General features: G+C 73.3%; 9 protein-coding genes and 1 pseudogene. 5 read left to right on the top strand and 5 right to left on the bottom strand.

The window, feature by feature from the left end:
* Together AB0K37_RS35245 and msrB are read right to left on the bottom strand one after the other, a co-directional pair.
* A pseudogene (locus AB0K37_RS35245) lies at positions 1-378 on the bottom strand (TIGR04222 domain-containing membrane protein); the annotation flags it as partial.
* A gap of 70 nt (positions 379-448) precedes the next feature.
* Positions 449-850 carry a peptide-methionine (R)-S-oxide reductase MsrB gene (gene msrB / locus AB0K37_RS35240; RefSeq protein WP_363988563.1) on the bottom strand — a complete coding sequence of 134 codons (402 nt, stop codon included), beginning with the start codon at positions 848-850 and terminating at the stop codon, positions 449-451.
* 65 nt (positions 851-915) lie between these two features.
* Between msrB and AB0K37_RS35235 the strand changes: the two genes are divergently transcribed.
* On the top strand, positions 916-1,998 hold the full coding sequence (locus tag AB0K37_RS35235; RefSeq protein WP_363988560.1) for a DNA polymerase domain-containing protein: 1,083 nt from the start codon (positions 916-918) through the stop codon (positions 1,996-1,998).
* Positions 1,999-2,061: 63 nt separating this feature from the next.
* The gene (locus AB0K37_RS35230; RefSeq protein ID WP_363988557.1) at positions 2,062-2,832 is read left to right on the top strand and encodes an MBL fold metallo-hydrolase; all 771 of its coding nucleotides are present in this window, start codon (positions 2,062-2,064) and stop codon (positions 2,830-2,832) included.
* Between the two features lie 63 nt (positions 2,833-2,895).
* Here AB0K37_RS35230 and AB0K37_RS35225 read toward each other — a convergent pair whose 3' ends face one another.
* Positions 2,896-4,836, bottom strand: coding sequence for a Xaa-Pro dipeptidyl-peptidase (locus AB0K37_RS35225; RefSeq protein ID WP_363988555.1), 1,941 nt, complete (start codon positions 4,834-4,836; stop codon positions 2,896-2,898).
* Positions 4,837-5,000: 164 nt separating this feature from the next.
* On the opposite strand from AB0K37_RS35225, the gene AB0K37_RS35220 reads away from it, so the two are divergent.
* Entirely contained in the window at positions 5,001-5,276 is a 276-nt protein-coding gene (locus tag AB0K37_RS35220) for a DUF4236 domain-containing protein (protein ID WP_363988552.1), read from the top strand.
* Here AB0K37_RS35220 and leuA read toward each other — a convergent pair.
* A complete protein-coding gene (gene leuA / locus AB0K37_RS35215) occupies positions 5,263-6,939 on the bottom strand; it encodes a 2-isopropylmalate synthase (RefSeq protein ID WP_363988565.1) in 1,677 nt (558 codons plus the stop codon). The genes AB0K37_RS35220 and leuA overlap by 14 nt on opposite strands.
* Positions 6,940-7,239: 300 nt before the next feature.
* Here leuA and AB0K37_RS35210 point away from each other — a divergent pair, with 300 nt between their 5' ends.
* Positions 7,240-7,947 (top strand): FCD domain-containing protein, encoded by a 708-nt coding sequence (locus AB0K37_RS35210; protein ID WP_363988549.1) that lies wholly within the window; start codon positions 7,240-7,242, stop codon positions 7,945-7,947.
* On the opposite strand, the gene AB0K37_RS35205 is transcribed toward AB0K37_RS35210, so the two are convergent.
* Positions 7,930-10,341, bottom strand: a complete 2,412-nt coding sequence (locus AB0K37_RS35205) for an ATP-binding domain-containing protein (protein WP_363988546.1) — start codon at positions 10,339-10,341, stop codon at positions 7,930-7,932. The two genes, AB0K37_RS35210 and AB0K37_RS35205, sit on opposite strands and share 18 nt — an antisense overlap.
* 219 nt (positions 10,342-10,560) lie before the next feature.
* Between AB0K37_RS35205 and AB0K37_RS35200 the strand changes: the two genes are divergently transcribed.
* A complete protein-coding gene (locus tag AB0K37_RS35200; RefSeq protein WP_363988544.1) occupies positions 10,561-12,252 on the top strand; it encodes an alkaline phosphatase D family protein in 1,692 nt (563 codons plus the stop codon).
* Positions 12,253-12,319 lie beyond the last annotated feature (67 nt).

Below are 12,319 nucleotides of genomic sequence, written 5' to 3'. Positions count from 1 at the left end.
GGACGCGGTGCCGGACTCGGCGCCCGCGCGGAGCCCGCGCCGGGCCGCCCTGCCCTTGCGCGTCGGCCGGAGCCGGCCGCGGAACCCCCGGCGCAGGAGGCCCCTCTCGACCAGTCCGCCCGCGATGGCGGCCACCTCGTCGGATTCGGCGACCGCGTCGAGGACGGGGCCGAGCTGGAAGCCGCTGTCGGGGACCTCGTCGAGAAGCGCGGCCTGGATCTCGTCGCCGGCCTCGCGCTCGACGACGGTCACGCGGCGCGTGCCTCGCGAGACCCGAACGCGGCGCCGCTCGTAGAGGGCGAGCAGGGCGCACTGCGCGGCGCGCGTGGGCCCGCCGCAGAGCAACGCGGTCTCGTAGGGGGTGAACTCGTCCACGGCGGCTCCCCGGGGGGCTGGCGGTCACTTCCGCGCTCGTTGATGTGACGCGTCAGGGCCCGGGGAGGTTGCGTCATTCGGCCGGTTCGAGGGTGAGGGAGATCGAGTTGATGCAGTAGCGGTCGTCGGTCGGGGTGTCGTAGCCCTCGCCGTGGAAGACGTGCCCGAGGTGCGAGTCGCACACCGCGCAGCGGACCTCGGTGCGGACCATGCCGAGGGAGCGGTCCTCGATCAGCGTGACCGCGTCGGAGTCGGACGGCGCGAAGAACGACGGCCAGCCGCAGTGGCTCTCGAACTTGGTCTCCGACCGGAACAGCTCGGTCCCGCACGCGCGGCACCGGTACACGCCGACGGTCTTGGTGTCGGTGTACTCGCCGGTGAAGGGCTTCTCGGTGCCCGCCTCCCGCAGCACGTGGTACTCCTCCGGGCTGAGCCGGGCCCGCCACTCGTCGTCGCTTTTGCGGATCTTCTCCATGGCTTCGACCGTACCCGGCGCCGGAGCCGGGGAAGACTGTCGTGCCCGTGGGTTAACGTGCGGTTATGGCCTCGCCCTTCATCGAGATCCCGGTCGGGGATCGGCTCGTCAAGGTGACCAATCCCGACAAGGTCTACTTCCCCGAGCACGGCTACACCAAGCGGCAGCTCGTGGAGTACTACCTGGCCGTGGGGGAGGGGATCCTGCGCGCCACCCGCGACCGCCCGACGACGCTGGAACGCTGGCCCGCCGGGGTCTTCGAGGGCGCCCGGATGGCCACCCGCGAGGACTACGCGCGCGGCCAGGCGGGCATGGGCGCCGGAAAGTCGGACGCCTTCTACCAGAAGCGCATCCCGAAGGGCGCGCCCGACTGGGTGCGGACCGCCCGGATCGCCTTCCCCAGCGGCCGCTCCGCCGACGAGGTCTGCCCGACCGAGGTCGCCGTGATCGCCTGGGCGGCGAACCTCGGGACGCTGACCTTCCACCCGTGGCCCGTCCGCAAGGGCGACGTCGACCATCCGGACGAGCTGCGCATCGACCTCGATCCGCAGCCCGGCACCGACTTCTCCGACGCCGTCCGGGTGGCGCTCGGCCCGGCCCGCGACCTGCTGTCGGAGCTGGGCTACACCGGTTACGTCAAGACGTCCGGCAAAGGCGGCGTGCACATCTACGTCCGCATCGAGCCGCGCTGGACGTTCACCGAGGTCCGCCGGGCCGCCCTCGCCTTCGGCCGCGAGGTGGAGCGCCGCGCCCCCGCCCAGGTCACCACGCGGTGGTGGAAGGAGGAGCGGGGCGAGCAGGTCTTCATCGACTTCAACCAGAACGCGCGCGACCGCACGATCGCGTCGGCCTACAGCGTCCGGCCGGCCCCGCACGCCCCGGTGTCGGCGCCCGTGACCTGGGACGAGCTGCCCGACGTCGACCCGCACGACTTCACCATCGCCACGATGCCGGCCCGCTTCGCCGAGGTGGGCGACCTGCACGCCACGATCGACGACGCGTCCTTCTCCCTCGAAGCCCTGCTCGACATGGCCGACCGCGACGAGAAGGACCACGGCCTCGGCGACATGCCGTACCCGCCGAACTACCCGAAGATGCCGGGGGAGCCCAAGCGCGTCCAGCCCAGCAAGGACACCGACAACCACTAGGGAATTTCCGCCGCACGGCCTCTCTTTCACCCGGTGTCAGTCGGTCGGAACGAAGGCGGAGCGATGTCCACATTGACCATCCGGTATCTCGGAGGGCCGAGCGCGATCCTGGAGATCGGAGGCGTGCGGCTCGTCGTCGACCCGACGTTCGACCCGCCCGGCGACTACCCGGTGGGGTCGCGGAAGCTGACCAAGACCGCCGAGCCGGTGCTCGGCCCGGACGACGTCGGCCCGGTCGACGCGGTGCTGCTGTCCCACGACCAGCACCCGGACAACCTGGACGCGGGCGGCCGCGCCTACCTGGCCGGGGTTCCGCTGACCCTGACCACGGAGGCCGCGGCCGGGCGCCTCGGCGGCACCGCCCGGGCGCTGCCGAACTGGGAGCACGCCGAGCTGCCCCGCCCGGACGGGGGGACGCTCCGCGTCACCGGTGTCCCGGCCCAGCACGGCCCGGACGGCACCGAGCATCTGACGGGCCCGGTCACCGGCTTCGTCCTCTCCGGCGAAGGCCTGCCCACGACCTATGTGAGCGGCGACAACGCGTCCCTCGACGTGGTCCGGGCCGTCGCCGCGCGGTTCGCCCCGTTCGACGTGGCCGTGCTCTTCGCCGGCGGCGCCCAGACACCGCTCATCGGCGACGCCTACCTCACCCTGACCAGCGAGGGCGCGGCCGAGGCCGCCGGCATCCTGGGCGCCGCCCGGATCGTCCCGCTGCACTTCGAGGGCTGGGCGCACTTCTCCCAGGGCCGCGACACGGTGGTCCCGGCCTTCGAGAAGGCCGGGCTGACCGATCGTCTTCACCTGCTCGGGATCGGCGAGAGCGTCGCCTTGTGACGTGCGTGAGGCCCGCCGCCTCGGGGGCGGCGGGCCTCACGGCAGGGTCGGCGTGTCAGGGGATCAGTAGAGCTTGCGCTCCTGGACGGGCAGGCTGACCTCGGACGGTCCCCGCCACGTGGTCGCGCCGCCCGGCGGTGCGACCAGCGTGTCCACGTCCTCCCCGGCCGCGACGACCGGGACGGAGACGGAGCTGCCGCGCAGGTCGACCGTCACCTGGGCGCCGGTGGGCGTGTCGAAGTTGTAGTCCGCGTCCGTCCCGGCGAGGACGAGCGCCAGCCGGTGCCCCTTCTTCAGCAGGTACTCCTGGCTGAGCGTCCGCCAGGAGACGGTGTAGTAGCGGCCGGACCTCAGCGGCTCGGGCCTGCTCAGCGACCGGTGGTTCTGGGCGTCGAGCCACCCCCGGGCGACGACGTTGACCGGTGAGGTGACCGTCGTGACCTCGGTCCGCCGGTAGCAGGCGTCGTCGGCGGGCGTGCTCTCACCGTGGCAGTCCTCGGTGTTCAGGGTCCGGATGCCGGAGCCCGCGCCGAGGTAGTTCACGCGGGTGTCCTCGCCGTAGTCGACGAGCAGCGCGGTGAGGTTCGCCGTCGGCCCGTCCAGCTTGATCCTCAGCCGGGCGTCCGGGGTGCCGGACAGGCGGCCGGTCTTCGGCAGGGGCGCCGACACGAACGCCGTCCGGTAGGGCCGCGCCGCCGTGGGATCGGCGACCATCGCCTCCTCCGGGTATCCCGCGCCCTCGGGGCCGGCGGCGTCGGTGAAGGACGCGGTCGCGCCCGCCGCGGCCGGCTTCGGGCCGAGGGAGCCGTCCGCGCCGGGGCGCAGGACGACGCTGCGCGTGTCCCGGGACGGCCAGTCCCGCTGGGTGATCCACTGGTCCGGGCCGACCTCGATGTCGGCGCGCGGTTCGCTCATGATGCCGTTGGGCACCTTCTGCAGTTCGTGGTCGAACCACCGGTGCAGGGTCGCCACCCACGCGTCCCGCCGGGTGTCGAACGGGTCGACGTGGCCGCGCTGCGTCAGCCAGACCTTGCGCTGGACGCCGCGCCGCGCGAGGGCGCTCCACCACTTGGCGAAATGGTCGTCCTTCACGTTCAGGTCGTTGACGCCGTGGGCGGCGAAGACGCTCGCGTGGACGCGGGAGGCCCGCGCGATCGTCCCGTCCCGGTAGTCGGCGGTCTTCCAGTACGCGTTGTAGTTGCCGGTCGCGTCGTCCTCGCCCTCGTCCAGTTCCGCGTTGACGGCCGCGCACTTGGCGGGCGGGTCGGTGTCGACGTAGTCGGCGAGCCACGGCTGCTCGTCGTCGGTGTACTTCACGCCGTTCATCCGGCTGTAGTCGTACCAGCTGCTGATCGCCGAGATGGGGACGATCGTCTCCAGCCCCTCGACGCCGGTGGCCGCCACGCCGTTGGCGAGGGTCCCGTCGTAGGACTTGCCGATCATGCCGGTGCGGCCGGTCGTCCAGGTCGCCTTCACCGGGCTGCCGTCCGGCCGGTAGGCGCGGGCGCGCCCGTTGAGCCAGTCGACCACGGCCTTGCCGCCGAGGACGTCGGTCGGGCCGCCGCTGACCGGGCAGCCGTCGGAGCGGGTCGTGCCGACCATGTCCACGGCGAGGAACGCGTACCCGCGCGGAACGAAGTAGTTGTCGTAGTAGAGCGGGAACTTCACCGGGTTCCCGTTCGCGTCGTAGGTCTTGCGCTCGCTCTCGTTGCCGCGCCCCGCGTTGTCGTAGTAGGGGCTCTCATCCATGATCACCGGCACGCGGAGACCGTGCTCGGTCTCCTTCGGCCGGATGATGTCCACGTTGACGCGGTCCTTCTTGCCGTCCCGGTCGCTGTCCACGCCGGACTCGACGTAGACGTGCTCGCGGATCGCGTCCTTGTAGGAGAAGACGGGCTGGGTGACCCCGCCTTTCACCACGATCTTGGGGGACGTCCCGGCGAGCGCCGTCGCGCCGCCGCCCGCGGCGGCGAGCGCCGCGCCGGTCAGCACGGCCGCCGTCATGGTCCGCCGGGTTCGTCTCAGGGATCGCCTGGCCAACCCGCACCTCCGAAAATGGAAACGATCTCCGACGGGCACAGGCTCCCGGGCCGGAGGCCGCGGGTAAAGGGCGGTGCGCGACGAAGACCGCCCGGATTTGGTCACGTCCTGCCCTTGCCCCGACAAAAATGTCCCTATTACGGTTTTCGGATGTCCGGGAACGGGTCGCGGGGATGCCCGGCGCACCGGCCGGGCACCCCCGCCCCATGGGTTGGAGCTATCGGAAATCACTGAAGATGGGCCCGTTCCGCCTCAACTTCTCCAAGAAGGGCGTCGGGCACAGCGTCGGAGCCCGCGGAGCCCGCTACACCCGCTCGGCGGACGGGCGCCGCCACATGACGCTGCGCATCCCCGGAACCGGCCTGTCGTGGAGACGGTCCCTGAAGTCGTCTAACCGCTCTTAGCGCGGTTGACCGCGGACAGGACGGCCTCCACCGACGCGGTGAGCACGGACGTGTCGCGTCCCGCGCCCCAGCGGGTCACGCCGTCCACACGGCACTCGGCGTAGGCGACGGCCGCGGCGTCGCGCCCGGTGCCGGCCGAGTGCTCGGCGTACCGCAGGATCTCCACCTTGATCCCGGCGGAGGCCAGCGCCCCGGTCAGGGCGTCCAGCGGTCCGTTGCCCGTGCCGGTGTGCTCGCGCCCGTCGCCGTCGACGCGGACCACGCCGGTGAAGTCGTGCCGCCCCGGACCGGTGCTGGAGGTCCGCCATCCGGTCACCTGGACCGGCCCCGGCCGGTCCAGGTACTCGGCGCGGAACAGCTCCCACAGCTCGTCCGCCGTGACCTCCTCGCCGCTGCCGTCCGTCGCCCGCTGCACGACGCGCGAGAACTCGATCTGCAGGCGGCGCGGCAGGTCGAGCCCGTGCCCGGTGCGCAGCAGGTAGGAGACGCCGCCCTTCCCGGACTGGCTGTTGACCCGGATGACCGCCTCGTACCCGCGCCCGACGTCGGCGGGGTCGACCGGCAGGTACGGCACGTCCCACGGCAGCCGCTCCGGCGGCACGCCCCCCTCCGCGGCGAGGCGCGCGTGGCGCGCCATGCCCTTGGCGATCGCGTCCTGGTGGGTGCCGGAGAACGCCGTGTACACGAGGTCGCCGCCGTACGGGTGCCGCTCGTGGACGGGCAGCCGGTTGCAGTGCTCGACCGTCCGCCGGATCTCGTCGATGTCGGAGAAGTCGATCCGCGGGTCGACGCCCTGCGCGTGCAGGTTCAGCGCCAGCGTGACGAGGTCGACGTTGCCCGTGCGCTCCCCGTTGCCGAAGAGGCAGCCCTCGATCCGCTGCGCGCCGGCCAGCATCGCCAGCTCCGCGCACGCGACGCCCGTCCCGCGGTCGTTGTGCGGGTGGACCGACAGGATGACCGCGTCGCGCCTGGCCAGGTTGCGGTGCATGTACTCGATCTGGTCGGCGTACACGTTCGGGGTGGCGATCTCGACCGTGGCCGGCAGGTTCAGGATCACCGGGCGGTCGGGGGAGGCGTCCCACAGCGCGGTGACCGCGTCGCACACCTCCAGCGCGTAGTCGGGCTCGGTGAGGTTGAAGGTCTCGGGGGAGAACTCGAACCGCACGCCCGGCCCGGCGAGCCGCGCCACGTCGGCCGCCCCGTCCAGGATCAGCCGCCGCACCCCGTCCCGGCCGGACCCGAGCACGACGTCGCGCCACACCGGCCCCGTCGCCGTGTACAGGTGGACGACGGCCCTCGGCAGCCCCTCGACGGAGGCGAACGTCCGCTCGATCAGCTCCTTGCGCGCGGGCGTGAACACGACGGGCGTCACGTCGTCGGGCACGCCGGTCTCGGCCAGGTGCCGGACGAAGTCGAAGTCGGTTGCGCTGGCCGACGGGTAGCCGACCTCGATCTCCTTGAAGCCCATCGCCACGAGCAGGTCGAACATGCGGCGCTTGCGGGCGGTGTCCATGGGCTCGGCCAGCGCCTGGTTGCCGTCCCGTAGGTCGACGGGCACCCACAGGGGCGCGCTCTCGATGCGCCTGGACGGCCAGGTCCGCTCGACGTCCGGCACGGGCGACGGCACGCGCTCGTGGACGGACCGGTACCGGTGGAACGGCATGGAGCTGCCGCGCTGGGGGTTCCAGAAGGGCGCGCCGTCCGCCACCGGGCCGGCCGGGGTGCGCAGGGTGGGGAAGGGCGTGGGCGTACTGGGGGAGGTCATGGCCTGTTCCTCGTTCGATCGCCGGACGACCGGCAGCACCGGACCCCGCGGCGGGGTGCCGGTCGGAATCAGGCCCCGCCGCGGCGACCGAGGAGAAGGCCCTGCCACGACACGCCGCCCAGCCAACCACACCTCAGCTCCTCAGACAAGCTGAGGTGGCCTACCCTGGAGGCCCGCCGCCGTCCAGGAGGACTCCCGATGCCGCTCGGCCCGCTCCGTCCCAGCCCGCTCGTCGAGCAGGCCGCGCAGCGCCTGCGCGACCAGATCGCCGCCGGGGCCTGGCCGGTCGGGACGCGGCTGCCCGGCGAGACGACCCTCGCCAGGGAGCTGGGCGTGGGCCGCTCCACCGTCCGCGAGGCCCTGCGCGCCCTGGCCGGGGCCGGTCTCGTGCAGGCCCGGCAGGGCGCGGGCGTCTTCGTCACCGCGACCGAGCCGGCCGAGGACTGGCCCGCCCGGCTCCGCCGCGCCTCGGTCGCCGACGTCTACGAGATCCGCGCCATGCTGGAGGTCCGCGCCGCCGAGCTGGCCGCCGAGCGCCGCACGCCGGACGACCTGGGCGCCCTCGACCGGGCGCTCGCCGACCGCGACGCGGCCCTGGCCGGCGAAGGCGCCGGCCCCGGCGTCGAGGCGTTCATCGACGCCGACATCGCCCTGCACACCGCCGTCGTGGCCGCCGCGCACAACCCGGTTCTCGCCGACCTGTACGCCGGGTTCGTGCCCGTCCTGCGCGACGGCCTGCTCGACCTCGCCGCCCTGGTCGACGTCCGCGCGGCCGACGAGGCCCACGGCCGGGCGGCCCACGCCGCCCTGGTCGAGGCCGTCCGCGCCCAGGACCCGGCGGCCGCGAGCGCCGTCATCAGGGCCGAGCTCGACCGGACCCTGGCCGGCCTACTCCAGGGCCGATAGCAGGGGCGGCAGGTCGCCGTCGTGGACGACCGTCAGGCGGCGCGTGGCCCGGGTGAGGGCGACGTAGAGGTCCTGGCCGCCCTTGGCGGACTCGGCGAGGATCCCGGACGGGTCGACGACGACGACCGAGTCGAACTCCAGGCCCTTGGCCTCCTCGGCGGTGAGGACGACCACGGGCGAGTCGAGGGCCTCCGGGGTGGCGCCGACGGCGGCGTCCGGGAGGGCCCGCAGCACGTCGGCGTGCCGCGCCGCCGAGGTGATGACGGCGAGGCGGCCCTCCTTGAAGGCGCCGCCGATGTCCTCGCCGCCCGTCACCAGGATGAGCTCCGAGCGCACGAGGGACGGCAGCTCGGCGACCGGCATCGCGACCGCGGCCGGCGGCGGCCCGTCGTCGCGGACGGGTTCGGGCGGCGTCTGGTCCGGGGCGACGGCGGCCAGGACGTCCGCGGCGACCTTCATGATGGCGGCCGGGGTGCGGTAGTTGACCATGAGCCGCTGCTCGCGCCACCGGCCCGGGACGTAGCGGTCGAGCATCTGGCCCCACGACGCCGCGCCCGCCGCGCTGCCGGTCTGGGCGATGTCGCCGACCACCGTGAGGGAGCGCGTCGGTACGCGCCGCATCACGGTCCGCCACGCCATCTCCGAGAGCTCCTGCGCCTCGTCCACGATGACGTGGCCGTAGGCCCATTCGCGGTCGGCCTTGGCGCGCTGGGCGGTGGTGAGGCGCGGGCCGCCGTCGTGGTGGCGCTCGGCCAGCTCGCTCGCGGAGATCAGGTCGCTGGCCAGGATCATCTCGGTGCCGTCGGTGGTCTGCATGACCTCGCGGGCGTAGCGCTCCTCCTCGGCGAGCCTGGCCTTCGCCGCCCGCGCGCGGGCCCTGTCGGCGGAGTCGTCCCTGCCGAGGAGTTCGGCGGCCTCGTCCAGCAGGGGGACGTCGGAGACCGTCCACGGCGAGCCCGGCGGGCGGTGCAGGAGCTCCCGCTCGTCGGGGGACAGGCCGGCCTCGGCGCCCACGCGCGCCACCGCCTCGGGGGAGCCGTAGAGGTCGCCGAGGAGCCGCTCGGGGGTCAGGTCGGGCCACAGATCGTCCAAAGCGGACCTGACCCCCGGGTCCTGCCAGAGGGCCTCCTTGGCCAGGCGGAGGTCCGTCTCGTCGAGGAGGGGCTCGTCCTCGGCCTCGTCGATCAGCTCCTGGAGCCAGCCGGGCAGCCCGCCGGACTTCGCGATCTCTTCGAGGGGCTCGTCCATGATGCGGTCGAACTGCTCGGCCCGGTCGAAGGCGAGCGCCTCCAGCATGTCGTGGACGAAGCGGCGGCGCTGGAGGTTGTGCGGGGCGCGCAGGGCGCGGGCGCGCTCACGGATCCGCTCGCACTTGCCGGCGTCCACGACCAGCGTGAGGCCGTCGGCCTCGATGCGCAGCCCTCCGGCGGGGACGCGCTGCCGGTCGCGGACGGCGGCCTCCACGAGGCCGGCCATGCGCAGGTCGCCCTTGAGGACGGCGGCCGCGGGAGACTCGGCGGCGGTCGCCTTGAGCCCCGGGTACAGCTCGCCGACCGTGGCCAGCGCCACGTCCGTCTCGCCCAGGCCGGGCAGCACCTGCTCGATGTAGCGCAGGAACGTGGCGTTCGGGCCCACGATGAGGACCCCGCGCCGCTCCAGGACGTCGCGGTGCGTGTAGAGCAGGTAGGCGGCCCGGTGCAGGGCGGCGACCGTCTTGCCGGTGCCGGGCCCGCCCTGGACGACCAGCACCCCTTGGAGGCCGGAGCGGATGACCTGGTCCTGCTCCTCCTGGATGGTGGCGACGACGTCGCTCATCCGGCCCGTCCTGCCGCGGCGGAGGGTGGAGAGCAGGGCGGCCTCGCCGACGATGCCGCCGCGCTCGGACTCCTCCAGGCCGTCCAGGTCGAACACCTCGTCGTCCAGCCGGACGACCTCCCGGTGGCGCAGGTGCAGGTGGCGGCGGCGCGCGAGCGTGCCGGGCGCCCCCGGCGTGGCGGTGTAGAACGGCCGGGCCGCGGCGGCGCGCCAGTCGATCAGGAGGGGCTCGTGGTCCTCGTCGCGCAGGCCGATGCGGCCGATGTAGAAGGTGTCGCCGGGGCCGTCCGCGTCGGCGCGGTGGTCGATGCGCCCGAAGCACAGGCCGTGCTCGACGGCGTTCAGCTGGACCAGCCGCCGGGCCGCCTCGTCCGTGGCGATGGCGCTTTCGACCCGCGCCTGGAACGCGGCGCCGCCGCCCGCCGCCGGCCCCTCGCGCAGCGCGGTCGCGGTCCTGTCGCGCTCGGCGTCGAGCCGCGCGTACACGCGGGACACGTAGTCCTGCTCGACGCGCACGGCGGCGGCCGCCGCCTTCTCTTCCCGTTCGGGGTTGACAGTGTCCGCTTGACGATGTCCCATGCCCCGGCTACACTCCTATTCATAGGGTGGAGTATCTGTATGCGCATTTGCGACTCAGCAGTCTAGCATCTCTTCCGCGCTCCGCGTGATCTTCTAGCGCCGTCCAAAAGATCGTCTGTGTTGTGGCGGGCGTCATCCGCGCGGAACCCCCCGGACACCGATCTTCGTGAGGCTTTCGGCGAGCAGCACTGCCGGACCCCTCCGAAAGGTCACCTCTCCATGGCCGACTCCGCCCGCCCGCTGAACCGGCGCGCCTTCCTCGCCTCCAGCGGGCTCGCCACCAGCGGACTCCTCACCGCCGTCGCCGTGACCGGCGTCCCCGGCACCGCCCACGCGGCCCCCCGAGGCCGCACCCTGCCCGCCGACCCGTTCACCCTCGGCGTCGCCTCAGGCGACCCCGAACCCGACGGGTTCGTCCTCTGGACCCGCCTGGCCCTGGACCCGCACGCCGAGGACGGCCTCGGCGGCATGCCCGCCCGCACCGTCCCCGTCCGCTGGGAGGTCTCCTCCGACTCCCGGTTCCGCCGCATCGACCGGCGCGGCACCGCCGCCGCCCGCCCCGACGCCGCCCACTCCGTCCACGTCGAGCTGAACGGCCTGCGCCCCGGCCGCGACTACTGGTACCGGTTCCGCGTGGACGGCCACATCTCCCCGGTCGGGCGGACGCGCACCGCCCCCCACCCGGCCACCTTCGGCCCCGCCCTCGCCATGGCCTTCGTGTCGTGCTCGCAGTTCGAGCACGGCTACTTCACCGCGTACCGGCGGCTGGCCGAGGAGAACCCCGACCTCGTCCTGCACCTGGGCGACTACCAGTACGAGTACAAGAAGGGCGTCTACACGATCCCGGGCGGCAACGTCCGCGACCACGAGGGCCCCGAGACGGTCAGGCTGGCGGACTACCGGCTGCGGCACGCCCAGTACAAGACCGACCGCGACCTCCAGGCCGCGCACCAGGCCGCCCCGTGGCTCGTCGTGTTCGACGACCACGAGGTCGAGAACAACTGGGCCGGCTACATCCCCGAGGAAGGCTCCGACACGCCCTCCTACGACGACTTCCGCGCCCGCCGCGCCGCCGCGTTCAAGGCGTACTACGAGAACATGCCGCTGCGCCGGCGGTCCATCCCCGCGGGCCCCGACATGCAGGTCTACCGGCGGGTGCGGTGGGGCCGGCTGGCCAACTTCCACATGCTCGACACCCGCCAGTTCCGCGACGACCAGGGCTGCGGCGACGGCTACAAGGACTGCCCCGCCGCCACCGACCCCAAGCGCTCCATCACCGGCGCCGAGCAGGAGAAGTGGCTGCTCGACGGCTTCCGCCGCTCCACCGCCCGGTGGGACGTCCTCGGCCAGCAGGTCTTCTTCGCCCAGCGCGACAACACCGCCGGGCCCGTCAAGAAGACCTCGATGGACTCCTGGGACGGCTACGCCGCCTCCCGCGACCGGATCACCAAGGGCTGGCTGGACGCCGGGGTCCGCAACCCCGTCGTGCTCACCGGCGACGTCCACGCCCACTGGGCGAGCGACCTGAAGGCCGACTACGACGACCCGGACTCCAGGACGGTCGGCTCGGAACTGGTGTGCACCTCCATCACCAGCACCGGCGACGGCAAGGACTCCAACCCCGCCGACCACCCCTACCTCAAGATCAACCCGCATCTGCGCTTCTACAACAACCAGCGCGGCTACGTGCTGACGAGGATCGACAAGGAGGAGATGAGGGCCGACTTCAAGACGCTCCCGACCGTCCGGACCCCGGGCGCCGGCATCTCGACCAAGGCGACGTTCGTCATCGAGGACCGCGTGCCCGGCGTCAACCAGGCCTACCTGCGGCCCTACGCCTCGGCGAAGGCGGCGGCGCAGCCGGACCAGGACCTGATCCGGGAGACCGTCCGGAACGAGACCCAGCCCTGAGGACCGGGCGGCCACCTGGTCGCCGACCATGAGCAGGACGTCCGGCCAGACGGCGTCCTCCCCGCCG

It is taken from the genome of Actinomadura sp. NPDC049753, assembly GCF_040674655.1.
GTDB classification, from domain to species: Bacteria; Actinomycetota; Actinomycetes; order Streptosporangiales; family Streptosporangiaceae; genus Spirillospora; species Spirillospora verrucosospora.
The sequence above is the reverse complement of the archived record's forward strand: the minus strand, read 5'-3'. Positions and strand labels throughout refer to the sequence as shown.

What these genes read in the sequence shown, in the direction of transcription:
- msrB (WP_363988563.1), bottom strand. Translation starts at nt 850, where the DNA reads ATGGAGAAGATCCGCAAAAGCGACGACGAGTGGCGGGCCCGGCTCAGC.
- AB0K37_RS35235 (WP_363988560.1), top strand. Translation starts at nt 916, where the DNA reads ATGGCCTCGCCCTTCATCGAGATCCCGGTCGGGGATCGGCTCGTCAAG.
- AB0K37_RS35230 (WP_363988557.1), top strand. Translation starts at nt 2,062, where the DNA reads ATGTCCACATTGACCATCCGGTATCTCGGAGGGCCGAGCGCGATCCTG.
- AB0K37_RS35225 (WP_363988555.1), bottom strand. Translation starts at nt 4,836, where the DNA reads ATGACGGCGGCCGTGCTGACCGGCGCGGCGCTCGCCGCCGCGGGCGGC.
- AB0K37_RS35220 (WP_363988552.1), top strand. Translation starts at nt 5,001, where the DNA reads ATGTCCCTATTACGGTTTTCGGATGTCCGGGAACGGGTCGCGGGGATG.
- leuA (WP_363988565.1), bottom strand. Translation starts at nt 6,939, where the DNA reads ATGCCGTTCCACCGGTACCGGTCCGTCCACGAGCGCGTGCCGTCGCCC.
- AB0K37_RS35210 (WP_363988549.1), top strand. Translation starts at nt 7,240, where the DNA reads ATGCCGCTCGGCCCGCTCCGTCCCAGCCCGCTCGTCGAGCAGGCCGCG.
- AB0K37_RS35205 (WP_363988546.1), bottom strand. Translation starts at nt 10,341, where the DNA reads ATGGGACATCGTCAAGCGGACACTGTCAACCCCGAACGGGAAGAGAAG.
- AB0K37_RS35200 (WP_363988544.1), top strand. Translation starts at nt 10,561, where the DNA reads ATGGCCGACTCCGCCCGCCCGCTGAACCGGCGCGCCTTCCTCGCCTCC.